Raw genomic sequence first — 14,259 nt, 5'->3', positions numbered from 1 at the left:
AGCTCATGACCATCGCCACGGTGGAAGCCTCGCCGCCCGAGGGCGGCAGCATGATCCAACTGACCGAGATCCTGCAGCGCAGCGCCAACTTGAGGCAGCGCCGCTTCGAGATGCTGCCGATGCGCGGACCGGGCAGTCCGTTCACCGAGCCCCAGGGGCGCAAGCCCGGCGACGTGACCGCCCCGGAGGAGCTGTCCGACCTCATCTCGTCGATGTCGGTCGTGGGCATGCTCGAACCCGTCCTCGCGGAAGAGATCACCGTCGCCGGCCGCGCCCCGACCATCCGCCTGGTCACCGGCGAGCGCCGCCTGCGGGCCATGCGCTGGGGTGCCCAGAACCTGCCGGACAACCCCCACTTCGCGGCGCTGCCCGCCGTCGTGTGCCCGGGCCCGCTCAGCGACGAAGAGCGCCATATGTGGAGGTTTGTGGAGAATTTCGCCCGTGAGCCTCTGCGCCCGGGCGAGCAGGCCGCTGCCCTGATGTACCAGCGGTGCGCCGTGCTGGTCGGCAAGCTGCTGCGGGCCGGCAAGCCCGTCCCGGGCCACGTCTACGCCATCACCGACAGCGTCGAGCGCTTCAAGGCGCTGGAGAAGATCCGTGGTACGGACCAGAGCTGCGCGGCACCCTGGACCGAGGTCCTCAGCCGCCTCGGCCTCCAGCTGACCGAGCGCAAGGCCACCGAACTCGTGCGCGCTTTCCGGGAGCTGCCCCGGGAGTTGACGGAGGAGATGGACGAGGAGGCCGTCCGTCTCAACACCAGGATCAAGTTCGCGGCGCTGCGCCGCGGGCGCGAGGCCGCGGCGGCCGACATCTGGGCGGCGCTGAAGGGCAGCAGCCGCCTGCACCTGCTGCCCAGTGCCGTGGACATCGGCCTGACGGCACCGGAACTCGAGCCCGACGAGGTGATCGAGGCCGCGGAGGAACGCCTGGAACGGGCCAACGCCGGCCGCCGCCGCGCGCTCACCCGCGTCCCCGAGCCCCTCAGCCCCGCCGACACGGAGACCGAAGGAACGGACGACGCCCGGGAGGAGACCCAGGACGCCGGACCCGTCAGCCAGGTCGAGTGCCCAGCTGTCGCCGCCGTTCCCGCTCCCCCCGCGCAGGACACGCCACCGGCTCCCCCTCCGGCTCCCGCAGCGGATTCCCAAGTGGTCCGCAGCGCCCTTGACGGACTCCGCGGCCTGCTGGCCGAGGTCCGCGCGGGACGTGAAGTCCCCCGGTACGACCGCGGGTCGCTGCGCCTGGCGCTCCGCGAACTCGAACAGCACCTGGCCGACGCGGCCAACCCCAACCCGATCCAAGAGAGCGAGACCGCCGCATGACCACCGTTTCCCTTCAGATGCCCCGAGTCGGCCAGCCGCTGCCCCTGCCCGGCCGCGGCTGCGACTGCCGCGCCTGCGCGTTCTGGACCGGCCCGGACGGCCGGGGAGGCCCGGCGACCGTCGAGCCGCTGTGCTCGGGAAGCAACTCGGACTGCTCGTACTGCGGCTGCTCCGCGACCGAGGCGGGCTCGCCCGCCGGTGCGTGCGGCGGCTGCCCGATCCGCTGCGGATCACGCACGGACATCGCGCAGTGGATGGCCGATGTGGGCGGCACCCTCACGTTCGACGACATCACCATCGACGGCGTCCTGCCCGAGCTTCCGGCCTTCATCCCGATGACCGACGGATCGGCCGTCACCCAGCTGGACGCCAGCCTGCGCTGGCCCGCGTACGGAGTTGGCCTCCGCCGGGTGTTCAGTCCCGACACGCACTCGATCTACCCGCGCTTCGCCGGCAAGCAGGCCCGTGAGGTCCTCGCCCTGCGCGAGGGCCAGAAGGCCGTCCTCGTCGGCTACGGAGAGGACCCGCTGGTCGAAGCGCTCTGGACGTACCGCAAGCGGGACGGCCTGGTGGAGGAGATCGCCGCCCAGGGCTGGGACCTGGTCCTCGCTCCCAACTTCAGCATCTACGGCAACTGGCCGAGGGCCGAGCACCTGCTCAACATGCGCCGGTGCCTCCTGATCGCCCAGGAGCTCGCCGACGCCGGTGTTCCCACCGTTCCGAACATCTACTGGTTCCGCCTGGAGGACCTCAAGCGTTACACCTCCTGGATCGAGGACGCGCCGCCACCGGCGATCGCCGTCAACCTGCAGACCGTCAGGGAGAACTCGAACTGGGACACGTGGGCGCTGCCCGGTCTCTACTGGCTCGCAGAGAACCTGCCGGCCGACATGCCGATCATCCTCACCGGCCTGTCGCGGACCGACAGGATCGCCCAGGTGGTCGCGCTCTTCGGCAACCGCCTGACCCTGGTCAGCCAGAATCCGCACCAGTACGCGCTGCACGGCGCGATCATGACCGCGAACGGCCGTGAGGACGTCCACGCCCGGCCGGGCGACGCCTTCGCCTCCACGGTCCAGTTCATGGCCTCGCTCCTGCCGCCGCGGTGAGCAGCCGTCGCACGTAGGCCCCGAACCGCCCGCCGACCGGTCCCGGTCGGCGGGCGGTCACGTTTCCCGGGGCGGGCGGAGATTTCTCCCCCTTGTCTTGGTCACACGGAGGCCGGGTTCGACACCTCTATCCGTCGAACCCGAAAAAGGAGGGCTTCCGCCATGTCGACACCGCCCGCATCACAGCCGACGAGCACTGCACCCGTCACCGAGACCACCTGGAAGTTGTGGATCCTGATGGTCTGGCACCCTGCCCTGGGGATGCCCGTCGATCCCGTCGCCGTCCTCGCGCTGGACACTGGCGAAGACGCTGAGCCGGCGCAGCACGTCGTGTGGGTGCCCTTGGTCTACGACGAGGCCAACCCCTGGCGCGAGCGGCTGGCCGAGGGAGTCTCGCTCGAGCGGATCGCCCGGTGGGAGGCCGAGTCGGGCGCGTGCCAGATCGCCGCGGCCGACCTGCCCGAAGGCGCCTTGGACCTGCGGCACGCCGCTGATCTCCTCCTGGACGAGCTCCTCGGCGAGGTCATCCCCGCGCTGCCTCCGCGGACCGGTGCGTGATGGGCACCAACTCCAAGAGCTCCCACTCCTCCTACGCCATCGCGCCGGCCGGCGCCCCGGAGACCGTCGAGGCAGGCGAAGGCGTCGTCCTGGCCGCCGCGCCGACGGAGCCTGAGCTGAGCGACGGTCTCGTCAAGGCGACGACCGACCTGATGGTGGCCATGGACAACCTGGACGCCCTCGCCGTCGGCAACGGCGTGGCGACCGGCAACTACCCGGAGCTGCCCGACGACCCGGTCGAGCGGTACGACATCTTCGCCGACCAGATCAAGGCCGCTCGGGAGGCCATCGAGCAGCTGAAGGCGGAGGGCGCCTCCGAGGAGGAGGTCAAGGCGCAGCTCGACGCCCTGCGCGCGCAGTCCCTGGCCTACCTCACCGCGCTCGACCCGGAGGAACTGCAGCAGATCGCCGCCGCCAAGGGGTTCGAGCACCCTGCCCTGGTCGGCCTGTCCGGGAAGAGCCAGCACCCTCTCGTTCACTGGCTCGACCCGTACTACAACGACGACATCCCGTCCAAGCAGAAGATCCAGGCCGCTGCGCAGAAGAGGTACGAGCAGCTCGCGGCTGGACAGACGGTCGGCGGGATGACCCTGGCCGACCTCCAGCAGATCGAGGGCACCAGCGGCGCCCCCGACGCGCCGGCCGGAACGTGGGCCGCGACGCCGGACCAGTTCAAGGCTGCGGTGGACGCGTGGACCCAGGCGAGCCACGAGGCGGCCTACGCCAAGGGGGTGCTGGACAGCGACAAGCTGAAGAACCTCCTCGACGCGGAGAAGCAGGTCCTGACCGCGCACTCACCGGACACCCCCGACCTGGAGGCGAAGAAGAACGAGATCCAGGTGTGGACCGGCGACCCCCTTGCGGTCGCCAAGATCAACCAGTCGACCGTGATGCCGCTGGTCCAGGAGGCTCTGGCTTCGGGGGAGATGTCCCTGACCGAAGCCCAGCACCTCAAGCCGGTCGAGCTCGTCGGGCTGCTGCGCACGGGGACGCCCGAGGCTGAGAAGGAGGCGCTGAAGGCGACCGCTCAGGCACGGAAAGACCAGCTCAAGGCGCTCGACAACGCCCTGGACGTCCATCAGGGTGGCAAGCAGGACATCCACACCGAGCTGACGCTGCCCGACCTGGCCGGAAACCCGGAAGCCGCGGCCCAGGTCGCCTCCTGGGCGAAGAGCACCGGCGAGCTGCACACGCTGCAGCAGGAGGCGCAGGGGTGGATCCACGAGACCCTGCAGTCTCCCGTCGACATCGGGTTCGCCAACCCCGCGCTCCTCACCAGCCACCAGGTCGACCCGAAGGCGTTGACCACCGAGTTCAACGCCTGGGCGAAGAACCAGAAGATCGGTGATCTGCGCGCGGTGGCCGGCGAACTGGGGATGCCGGACCCGGGCAAGGCCAACCGTGCCCAGCTCCAGGGCTACATCGCCGCCAGCTTCAACCCCGCGCTGGACAAGGACGCGATCAACGCCAAGGTCCAGGCGGCGGCGGCCAAGAAGCAGGCGTCCGCAGCTGCCAAGGCCGCGTCCCCGCTCGCCTCCGACGAGGCGGTCAACGCCCTCAAGTCCAAGCTCGCGAGCAGTACGGGCACTGCGCCCGCACCGCCCGCGGGAGGTGCTGGCGTCGGCGGGCTGACCCAGGAGAGCAAGGTCGAGGCCGCGATCAAGATGGGCGCCAGCCCCGTGCAGGCGCAGAAGCTGGCCCAGGCCGCCGCCGCGGGACCGACGAAGCCGATCCCGAAGGCCCCGAAGAAGCCGGCCGCTCCGGGATCGTTCAACGGCAAGGTCCAGGCGCTGATCGCCGGCCTCCAGCAGGTCAAGGCCACCGCTCAGGATGTGCCGGCCCGGATCGACTCGGACGTCGTCGGCTCGTGGGACTTCGGTGCCGGGACGCCCGCCAACCTGGGCGGCACCTACAGCAAGACGCTCCACTCCGCGCCGGATGGCTCCAGTTGGCTGTTCAAGGCGGACCACAACGGCGGGGTGATCGCCCACTCGGAGGCGGCCGCCTCCCACGCGCTCTCGCTGGGCGGCGTCCCGGCGGTCCCGGTGTACGTCAAGAAAGTGGGAGGCAAGGTCGGCAGTGTCCAGCCGATGCTCAAGGGCGCCAGTCACTTCGCCTCCGACCCGAGCAAGTGGTCGCAGTCGGACGTCGACGCGATCGTGCGCTCCCACGTCGGCTCCTGGATCGTCGGTGACCACGACGGCCACCAGGCCAACGTGCTGCGGACCGCGTCGGGCGGCCTGGTGCAGATCGACCGAGGGCAAGCGTTCAAGCACTGGGGCAGCGACAAGCTCTCCCTCGGCTACGCCCCCTCCGGCGGTGGGTCGTACGACCCGGTCCACCAGAAGCTCTACTCCGCGGCGCTCAGCGGCGGCCTGGCCGACGGCGTCAAGGTGAATCACGCCGTTGTGCAGCCGGTGATCAAGAGCTTCGAGGCGATCCCGGACAGCCAGTGGCGCTCCATGTTGCACTCCACCGCGTACGAGGGCGCGAAGGCCGGCAGCGGCGTGCACTGGGTGCCCGCGATGCGCAAGCAGGCCGCCAAGAAGCACGGCATCGCGGCCGCGAAGGTCAGCACCGAGCAGATCGCCGAGGCGTTCCTCGACCACGCCGTCGAGCGCAAGCAGAACCTCCGCAAGGCGTTCGCGGAGTTCTTCGTCAAGGACCTGAAGATGCCGCAGGCGGCGTCGCTGAAGCACGGAGCTGAGTGATGGGCACCAACTCGAAGAGCAGCCATGAGTCCTACGCGGTCTCCCCGACGGTTTCGACCGAGGCGCCCCCGGCGCCGCCGAACCTGGCGGCTGCCGGCCCCGAGCCGGTGAGCGAGATCGACCCGGCGCTGCTGGCGTCGATGCTGATGCCCGACTTCCCCAACGAGGTGCCGCTCGCCGAGCAGGGCGGTGTGTGGACCACCGACGGTGAGCCGGTGCTCGGTGGGCAGGCGGGCGGTGAGATGGCGCCGCTCGCAGATCCGGAAGAGGAACACGGGGAGGCCGCGGACGGCCCCGTGGACGAGGCCAGCGGGCACGAGGCCGCGCACGAGCCGGCCGAGGAGGAGGGCGCCGCCTCCGCTCCCGCCGCCGAGGAGGACGTCGAAGGCGCAGCCGGAGCCGGACCCGCGTTCGAGGAGGAACCCGAGGACGAGCCGGAGGAGGAGCCGGAGGACGCCGATCCGCCGCTGACGCCCGTTCCGGACGCTCCGGTGGCCGGCGCAGCCCTCGGCACGCCGATCCTGGTCGGCGGAGAGGACTTCCTCAACTCGCAGGCGGCGCTGGTCTCCTACCTCTCCCCCGAGGGTCCCCGCGAGGTGCTGCTCGCGCACGTCAGTGAGGCGGCCGAGGGCAAGCTGCTCGACGCGCTGAGCGTGTCGGGGACCAAGATGGTCGACGTCCAGGTCGAGGAGGAGACCAAGGAGCGTCTGGCGCTGGACAAGAAGGCGCAGCTCGCCGAGCTGGTGACCGCGGCGACGACCTCGGTGCAGCACAAGCTCAAGGGCGGCGGCCCGATGTCCGAGGCTTCGATCCAGAAGCACCAGAAGGCCCTCGACGCGGTGAACGCGGTCCTTGCCTCGCCGAACCTGACGGACGACGAGAAGGCCATGGCCCAGTACTACCTGGACCAGGTCAACACCGTCGGCGAGAAGATCCAGAACGGCGGTGCGCCGATGGCGCACTTCGACCCGCACGGCGTGCCGGTCACCAAGATGGTGACCAAGCAGATACCGGCCCCGGCGGACGAGCCGGAACCGGGGATGCTCACCGCGCAGCTGCGCGACGCCAGCCGCATCAAGGCCTCGCTCGACGAGCAGAGCGGCGAGACGTCCTGGGACGGCAAGAGCCGCAGCAAGGCGAACGGCAAGGAGTACGCGATCGACCTGGGCGACGGTTGGAGCGCGGTCTACCGGCCGTACGCCGCCAACGACCCGCACAGCACCGAGTTCTCGATGCGCGGCCAGCTCGAGGTACATGCGCCCGTCGGCGCCGGACACGGCAAGCAGCTCGTCGACCGGCTGGAGCAGCTGCACCTGGTCAACGCCCCGATGACGGCCGCCGAGGGCGAATGGACCTACCTGTCCAACAACGTGACCGCGCAGAACCTGGCGAACGCTCCCGGGATGAAGGCGGCCTTCGAGGAGGCCAAGGGGCTGGAGGACCTGCAGGTCCAGGAGATCGTGCACCAGCGCGCCGAGTCGTTGATCGGGCTGGGGGAGGACGAGCTCCACTACCAGGTCAAGCGCATACAGCTGGAAGCCGCGCAGAAGGTCCTGCCGAAGAAGGTGAAGGTGCTCCGGGAGGCCGTCGCCAAGGCGACCGGCTTCGACAGCGGGGACGCGCTGGCGGCCAGCGCCGGGTACGACCCCACGCCGGCGACGTCCGGCGGCTGGCTGACGTGGTCGCGGTTCGACGTCACGGGCAAGACGGCACAGATCAAGGAGGCGTACAAAGGCCGGTCGCTGACGCACAGCATCGGCAGCGGCGACATGGTCGCCCTGTTCGGCACCGGGGTGCTGGCCTCCACGGAGAAGCGCGCGGTCATGGGCATCGGCGGCGGCATCGGCATGTCCGAGCAGCAGGACAAGTACACGGGCGGGGCGAACTCCGTCTTCCTCCGCGTCTCGAACACCCCGGCGTCGGGCTACGGCGGCCAGCTGATCTGGGACGACCCGTCCGTCCTGATGCGCCGGTCCGACTACTACGCCTACAACGGGGACAAGTACGGGGTCAGCCCGGACAAGAAGAAGGCGTCGGGACTGACCCGCGACCCTCTGAAGATCGCCACGCACAACGCGTCCAACAACGAGATCATGTTCCGCGACGGCATCGACTTGTTGGGCGCGGAGGCCCCCAGCCGCATCGTCTGCCACTACGCGCACCAGCGCACGGCGCTGCTGGAGTCGTTCAAGGCCCGCGGCATCACCCACCTCGGCGGCAAGCCCGTCGAGGACGTCGTGAAGAGCAACCACTGAGGCCACCGGCCCACCCGCCCAGAAGGAGAATGTCCGCATGAGCACTACCTGGCAGACCCGGCTCGCCGATCTCATCGCCGGCCGTCACAGCAGCAGCGGGGATCCGGTCGACGCCGGCGCGCAGCTGAGGGTGTTCGACGACGAGGGCACCGAGGTGTTCCTGCAGGCCCTCGCCCGTCACCACCGCGTCGACGAGGACGACCCGCAGTTGATATGGATACGGCCGCTCGTCGGCGGAGCGGAGTCCGCGGAACTCGGCTACCTGTTCAACCTCAGCGCGACCCGGCGCCGGGGGCTGAACTGGACGCAGGCCCGGCTGGAGGAGAACGGCGACGTCGTTCTGCTCCTGCAGTCCGGCGAGACCGCGATCGTGCAGCCGGCCGAAGGCGACCTCCTGGCCGAGCTGCAGCGCTGGGACCGCTTCACCGACCGGCTCACCCGCGAGGAAGAAGCGCAGCTCGACGCCCTGGACTCCGACTCGTGGCACGGGCAGTTCTCGTGACCGCGGCCACGGCAACCGGCCGGCCCGCAACGTCTTGGCATGATGGTCCCGCCGCCGGCAGCTCGCCGGCGGCGCTCCGCCGGCCCCCGGGCCGGCACCGAAGGAACGGAGGAGGTACCAGCATGCGGACCACGCGACGGGGCGTCATGAGCTTCGACGGCCAGCGCCTGGCGCAGGCCCGCGATCGGCGTGGATGGACCCCGAACGAGCTGGCCTCCAAGGTCGCCGTCACCGTGACGGTCCTGAACCAGTACGAGGCCGAGGAGCGCCTGCCGGGCCCGGGCACCCTCTCGCGCCTGGCCGAAGCCCTCGAGTGCCAGGTCGCCGACCTGTGCCGGCCGACCGTCGTGACCCTGCGAGAGCTGCGCGAACGCTCGGGCGCGAGCCAGCCGGACGCGGCCGCGGCCGCGGGACGCAAGCGCAGCACGTACGCGATGCTCGAACAGGGACGCACGAAGACGCTGGCCCCGCAGGCAGCCGAGGGTCTCGCGGTGCTCTTCGGAGTGGAACGTGACGTCGTGGAGGCCGCCCACGCCGCCTCGGTAGCTGTGCAGGCATCTCGGCCGGCCCTCCTCGTCCTGGAGGGCGCTCTCCTGGAGGGCCTGGCGGGCCACTTCGGGATGGCCCCCGAGGACTTGCTCCACCTGGCGCAGTGCCTGGCGGCCGGCGAGGGTGGTGAGTCCCGATGACCTACCACCGCGGGCACCCTCTGACCGTCGCCCGGCACGAGGCCCTGGTCAGCCGGCTCCCTCCCCGCGAGGCCCAGCTGCCGGCGGACACGCGTTGGCTGCGGGGGCGCGCTGAGCTGTTCCGCCAGGCGGCGGAGCGGCCGTTCGCCCTCACCTTCGACACCGCCTGGTACGCCGAGGCCACCGGCCTGGCCTTCCACCCCCATTACGTTGCCCAGGTCTACCGGGGAGAGCCCGGCGCCCGTCTGGAGACGCCGCTCATGGTGATGAACCTGAACATGGTGTCGACGAGGGAGGACGCCGACCGCGCGCTCGCCCACGAATGCATGCACTTGCGGGTCCCCTCCTACGGGCACAAGCGGGAAGCGTTCGCCTGCGCGCAGGAGATCTTGGACCGGGTCGGTTCGCTCGCCGCCTAGCCCGCGCAGCCACCCGCACTCGGTGGCCTCCAGCCCCCGGAGGCCACCGAGTGCGGCCCACCCCCTGGCGCGTGGACCCGGCACCGGTGAGGGCCGACGGAAACCACAGTGGCGCATGTTGCTTAATTCCATGAGTGTGCGTATAGTCATTGCCGTGAGGGCGGGAGAACACCTCACACCGAAGACCACTCCGTAGGAGCCGCCTCGCGCGGCTCGCCCCTCCGCCACTCCCCCGGGCGGCGGGGCCACGGGGCCCGGACCAGGCCACCCCCTCCCGGCCGGTTCGGGCCCCGCCCCCCTTCCGTGATCCCCGTCGAGGAGACGCCATGCCCGGAACCATCAGCCCTGATCTGGACGCGATAGAGGACGCGGCTCTCCGGGCCGCCATCGCCCGCGCGACCGGCCTGGAAAGCGGCATCCCGTCCGGCTCGGAGCCCACGATCCTGGACGCGGACTCCGAGCTGGAGGGCGTGGCCGCACTGCTCCGCCACCGGCTCGGGCTGGACGACAGCATCCGGCTGAGCGTGTACGAGGACGCCAACCACCCGCTGTTCCCCGGTGCACAGCACTACCGCGCGGCCCGCGTCCAGCTCTCGCACGGCCGACGGCGCTACTTCTTCATCGCCGCCTACGAGGCGGGGGCCACCCGGCTCGCCTTCAGCGTGATCGCGCCGTGCTACGCCTGCCTGTCTCCGGTCCCCTCCGTCGCGATCGACTCCCTGGCGGACTTCGGTGACTTGCTCATGGAGGCCCGGGAGCAGCGCGAGGCCCCTCAGTTCCGCTCCTCGCCCGTCCACCGTGCCCACTGCCCGGTACGCGGCGACTGACCGGCTCGCCCCGGCGCCGTCCCCGGTGCCCCAGTACGTCCCAGGTGCCCTCGGCTCTTCGAGCCGGGGGCACCCTGCATGAACGGCGCGCCGCGCCCCTACGCCGGCGCATTCCATCTGGTGCGGAACCCGTCCGGGCCGCGAGCGCCGACCGTCCCCGTCGCGTCCGCGAGCCGACGTCGCCCGCCTCCTCAAGAAGCGAGAGCAGTTGTGAACTCCTCCGCCCCTACCACCGTCGTCGTGCATGTGAAGGCGGCCCGGACCGCTCTCTACGACGTCGCCCTCAGCCTCCCCGAGGGTTCGAGCGCCGACCCCGCAGCGATCCGCCGCTACGTCGAGGATCTCCAGCCGGGCGTCCTGTCCGCCGCGTGCACCGACGCCACGCTGGACCGGGTCACCGATGTCGCGCTCGTCGACATCCTCGACATCAGCCCGTCAGTCCACGGCTCCGACACGGGAGCCCGCGATGACCGCTGACTCCCACGGCCCCTTCGGCCTCGTACTCCTCGACCGTGAGGCCCGGACCGGCGCGCCGTCGGACGACGGATTCCGCGAACGCCTGGCCGACTGGCTGCTGTTCATGGTCCCGATGTTCATCGCGGAGCAGCGGAACGCGACCGCCGACGAGATCGACCGCGCCCGTTCCGACGCTCTGGCGCAGATCTCCTCCCACGGCGACGACCTCCAGTTCGGAGGCAAGCACCGGGGCTCGTCCCGGACCGCACTGGCCAAGGGCTTCGCCGTCCTGGCCCGCGCCGAGGGAGGGGTCACCGCACTCGGCGTGCACGCCTGCACCGCCCCGCACCCCTTCTGCCCCGGCGAGCGAGCCACCATCCCCGACCTCTGCGAGACGATGAAATGACCACCACGCTGGAATCCACCACCACGACGAAGAAGCCGGCCGAGAAAAGGCTTCTCACGCAAAACTCGCAGCTTCGGAAGGAGGGTATTTTCAACTGGACCCTACCGGCTTTCGTCATCAAACTTCCCGATGGCAAGAATTTCAATGTGTGCAGCCAGGCGGGCGCTTGTGCAGATCTCTGCTATGCCCGGGTCGGGGCCTACAGGTTCAAGAACGTCCGCGCCGCTCACATTCGCAACCTTCTGCTTTGCCGGGATTCCCCGAAGGAGTGGGAGGAGCGCATGGCGAAGGAGTTGAAGCACTCCCGCTACGACGGGAAGTGGATTCGCTTGCACGATTCCGGAGATTTTTTCTCGGACGATTACCTGTTGGCATGGATGCGCATTATGAGGGGCGCGCCCAACGTTCGCTTCTACTGCTACACCAAGGAGATTTCCCGGTTCCGACGCCTGGTCGAGGGCGACGCTCCCGACAATTTCCTTTGGTGCTACAGCCTCGGCGGACGCGAGGATCACCTCATCGACCTCAAGAATGAGAGGCATGCCGACGTCTTTCCCGATGTGGAGGCACTCATCGCCGCCGGATACTCCGACCAGACCGAGTCCGACCTCCTGTCGGTGCTCAGCGAGTCACCCCTCGTCGGAATTCCAGCTAATCGAATTCCGCATCTTCTCAAGCTCCAGGGCGCGGACACTTTCTCCAGCCGCCAGCGGGCCCTGGATGCGAAGAAGGAAAAGCGCGCGACCGAGAAGGCATACCGCCTGGCATCGTGACCGGATGCCCGACGCCGGCGCGAGGGCGGGTCCAGCACTCAGCTGGACCCGCCCTCGCGGCGTTCCGCACCGCGCGGACACGCCGCCGCGTCACATTGCGGAAGTCTATGAGTTTGGGTAATCTCGCTGGCGAGGTCGCTCCCTGCGGCTCTCGGCCAGCACACAAGAGCTGCCGACGGATGGATCCGTCGGCCGTGACCACAGACAGAGCCCGGTCGCCCCCGTGGGCGGTCCGGCACTACCGCCGGCCCAGCTGGCCCCGATGGAGCGATCATGATTCCCGCAGGTTACGAGCGCAAGCACACCAACTTCGACAGGATGGCGGAGCGGTACAACGTCGACCGGACGTCCGCCTTCAAGTGGTCCCAGGAGGAAGGCTTCCCCGACGTCCTCTTCACGGCCGGCCAGGGTGGACAGCAGATCTACGACGAGGACGAGGTCGACGCGTGGCTGCGTGAGCACCACTTCGGGACGTGGGTGCAGTCGCAGCAGGGCAAGAAGGATCCGTTCGATCTGCCCAAGGGCGGTCCTCGTGATCTCTTGACGCTGCGCCGCATCGGTGAGCTCGAGGGCCGGGCCCTGAAGCGGGACGCCACTCCGGTCGCCACCCTGCGCAGCTACCTGTCCCCGTCCAAGGCGATCCTGGCGCCGGCCGACCGCACCCCCGGCGACGGCGGACAGCCGACGGTCACCGAGCCGATGTGGTTCCGCGAGACCGCCTACGCCTACATCACCCGGCCGCGGCGCACCCGCCGTGCAACGGTGCGCAAGGAGGAAGACGGTCAGCGGCCGGCGGCACCGAAGCCGCGTGCCGGCACCGGTGACCTGCTCGACCTGGACCTGCCGGCGGGCGCGGACACCGACCTGTTCACCCTGCAGGAGATCGGCGAACTCGACGGCGCGGCCCGCGGGCGGGGCAAGGCCACCACCGTCGGCACCTTGAAGAACTACCTGTCGCAGAAGCTGCTGGCGCCGGCGGACCGTACGCCGGAGGATGGGCAGGAGCCGGCCGTCGAGGAGCCCAAGTGGTACCGCTCGACGGCCTACACCTTCATCCGCCGCCCGGGGCGCCTGGGAGCAGCAGCGCGTGCTCCCCGCCGGGATGCCGAGGCTCCGGGGCCGCTGCGGGATGACCTGAAGCTGCCGGCGGGCGCGGACACCGACCTGCTGACCCTGCAGGAGATCGGCAAGCTCGACGGGAAGGTGCGCGGGCGAGGCAAGGCCACGACCGTGACGTCGATGCGGACGTACCAGTACGGCGGGCTGCTGGCGCCGGCGGACCGGACGCCGGGCGACGGGCAGGAGCCGGCCGTCGACGAGCCCATGTGGTACCGCTCGACCGCCTACACCTTCATCCGCCGCCCCGGCAAGCTCGGTGGAGCCCGCTGATGGCAGACACCGCTCCGGCCTTCGGTGTCTGCACCCAGTTCGACAGGACGGTGAAGTAGTGAGCACCAGCAAGCCCTCTGCGGCGCGGCTGACCCGCGCGGGGATCGGGGAGACCTACGGCGAGAGCGAGCGGACGGTCGACGCCTGGGTGAGGTTGCTGAACTTTCCCATTCCCGTCGCGGACGGGGAGTGGGACGCGGAGCAGGTGGACGCCTGGGTCAAGGTCAGCCGGCCGCAGTCCTGGCCCGGCCGGGCCGTCGCCTCCGCGGTGGCCCCTGCGGCCGCGCAGGCGGAGCCTGCCGGCGCGGCCGTGGCGGAGGATGCCTCCGTAGGGGACGAGCTGCTGGGGAAGTCCGGCCTGGCGCTGCGGTACAAGGTCGCCGAGACGACCGTGGACACCTGGACCAAGGTCGAGGGCTTTCCCGCCGAGGCGGAACCCGGCCGTTGGCGCTCCCCCGAGGTCGACACCTGGGTCGAAGAGCACCGGTCGCACGTCTGGGCGGAGTTCAAGGGCGAGGGCCCCAAGGTCGTCATCCCGCCTCCGGAGGGCAACCCGAAGGACCTCTACGACATCAGCGGCTACGGGATGATCCTTGGCAACGCGACCCGGGGCGAGCCGCTGCCCCGGGCGACGGCGCAGAACTACAAGCGGCAGGGCCACCTGGAGCCACCGGACCGGACGCCGGGGGACCGGAAGCGGCCTGAGGTGTTCGAGGACATGTGGTACCTGGAGACGATCACCAGGCACGTGTACTCCCGCAGGGGGCAGGGACGGGTGCGTGCCGGCCGGACGCGGCGCCCGAACCGGAAGAAGAGGAGCTGACCGGCTGGACGGCGGGGCAC

At 70.3% G+C, this 14,259-nt stretch carries 14 protein-coding genes; all 14 read left to right on the top strand.

Translation table 11 applies throughout. From position 1 onward, the window contains the following. Window positions 1–5: 5 nt before the first annotated feature. A complete protein-coding gene (locus tag AB0C99_RS29995) occupies window positions 6–1,322 on the top strand; it encodes a ParB N-terminal domain-containing protein (protein ID WP_362481624.1) in 1,317 nt (438 codons plus the stop codon). After that, window positions 1,319–2,431 carry a DUF4417 domain-containing protein gene (locus AB0C99_RS29990; protein WP_362481621.1) on the top strand — a complete coding sequence of 371 codons (1,113 nt, stop codon included), beginning with the start codon at window positions 1,319–1,321 and terminating at the stop codon, window positions 2,429–2,431. The genes AB0C99_RS29995 and AB0C99_RS29990 overlap by 4 nt, the downstream gene beginning before the upstream one ends. Before the next feature lie 162 nt (window positions 2,432–2,593). After that, window positions 2,594–2,989 (top strand): hypothetical protein, encoded by a 396-nt coding sequence (locus AB0C99_RS29985; protein WP_362481618.1) that lies wholly within the window; start codon window positions 2,594–2,596, stop codon window positions 2,987–2,989. Beyond that, window positions 2,989–5,700: a hypothetical protein gene (locus tag AB0C99_RS29980; protein WP_362481615.1), complete on the top strand. Its 2,712-nt coding sequence runs from the start codon at window positions 2,989–2,991 to the stop codon at window positions 5,698–5,700. The genes AB0C99_RS29985 and AB0C99_RS29980 overlap by 1 nt, the downstream gene beginning before the upstream one ends. Then, window positions 5,700–7,955: a hypothetical protein gene (locus AB0C99_RS29975; protein ID WP_362481612.1), complete on the top strand. Its 2,256-nt coding sequence runs from the start codon at window positions 5,700–5,702 to the stop codon at window positions 7,953–7,955. The genes AB0C99_RS29980 and AB0C99_RS29975 overlap by 1 nt, the downstream gene beginning before the upstream one ends. A gap of 37 nt (window positions 7,956–7,992) precedes the next feature. Next, window positions 7,993–8,457 (top strand): hypothetical protein, encoded by a 465-nt coding sequence (locus AB0C99_RS29970; protein ID WP_350572473.1) that lies wholly within the window; start codon window positions 7,993–7,995, stop codon window positions 8,455–8,457. A gap of 122 nt (window positions 8,458–8,579) precedes the next feature. Next, a complete protein-coding gene (locus AB0C99_RS29965) occupies window positions 8,580–9,146 on the top strand; it encodes a helix-turn-helix transcriptional regulator (protein ID WP_362481609.1) in 567 nt (188 codons plus the stop codon). After that, the gene (locus tag AB0C99_RS29960; RefSeq protein ID WP_362481606.1) at window positions 9,143–9,565 is read left to right on the top strand and encodes a hypothetical protein; all 423 of its coding nucleotides are present in this window, start codon (window positions 9,143–9,145) and stop codon (window positions 9,563–9,565) included. Before AB0C99_RS29965 ends, AB0C99_RS29960 begins: the two co-directional genes overlap by 4 nt. Window positions 9,566–9,891: 326 nt before the next feature. After that, complete coding sequence (locus AB0C99_RS29955) at window positions 9,892–10,392, top strand: hypothetical protein (RefSeq protein WP_362481603.1); 501 nt, start codon at window positions 9,892–9,894, stop codon at window positions 10,390–10,392. 210 nt (window positions 10,393–10,602) lie between these two features. Continuing rightward, complete coding sequence (locus tag AB0C99_RS29950) at window positions 10,603–10,869, top strand: hypothetical protein (RefSeq protein WP_362481601.1); 267 nt, start codon at window positions 10,603–10,605, stop codon at window positions 10,867–10,869. Then, entirely contained in the window at window positions 10,859–11,254 is a 396-nt protein-coding gene (locus tag AB0C99_RS29945; protein ID WP_350572252.1) for a hypothetical protein, read from the top strand. The genes AB0C99_RS29950 and AB0C99_RS29945 overlap by 11 nt, the downstream gene beginning before the upstream one ends. Continuing rightward, window positions 11,251–12,027: a hypothetical protein gene (locus AB0C99_RS29940; RefSeq protein WP_362481598.1), complete on the top strand. Its 777-nt coding sequence runs from the start codon at window positions 11,251–11,253 to the stop codon at window positions 12,025–12,027. The genes AB0C99_RS29945 and AB0C99_RS29940 overlap by 4 nt, the downstream gene beginning before the upstream one ends. 273 nt (window positions 12,028–12,300) lie before the next feature. Beyond that, complete coding sequence (locus tag AB0C99_RS29935) at window positions 12,301–13,416, top strand: hypothetical protein (RefSeq protein ID WP_351394281.1); 1,116 nt, start codon at window positions 12,301–12,303, stop codon at window positions 13,414–13,416. Between the two features lie 58 nt (window positions 13,417–13,474). Next, window positions 13,475–14,239 (top strand): hypothetical protein, encoded by a 765-nt coding sequence (locus tag AB0C99_RS29930; RefSeq protein WP_362481594.1) that lies wholly within the window; start codon window positions 13,475–13,477, stop codon window positions 14,237–14,239. The last annotated feature ends 20 nt before the right edge of the window (window positions 14,240–14,259 follow it).

The sequence above is a fragment of the Streptomyces sp. NPDC048659 genome, from assembly GCF_040650575.1.
Taxonomy (GTDB): Bacteria; Actinomycetota; Actinomycetes; order Streptomycetales; family Streptomycetaceae; genus Streptomyces.
The sequence above is the reverse complement of the archived record's forward strand: the minus strand, read 5'-3'. Positions and strand labels throughout refer to the sequence as shown.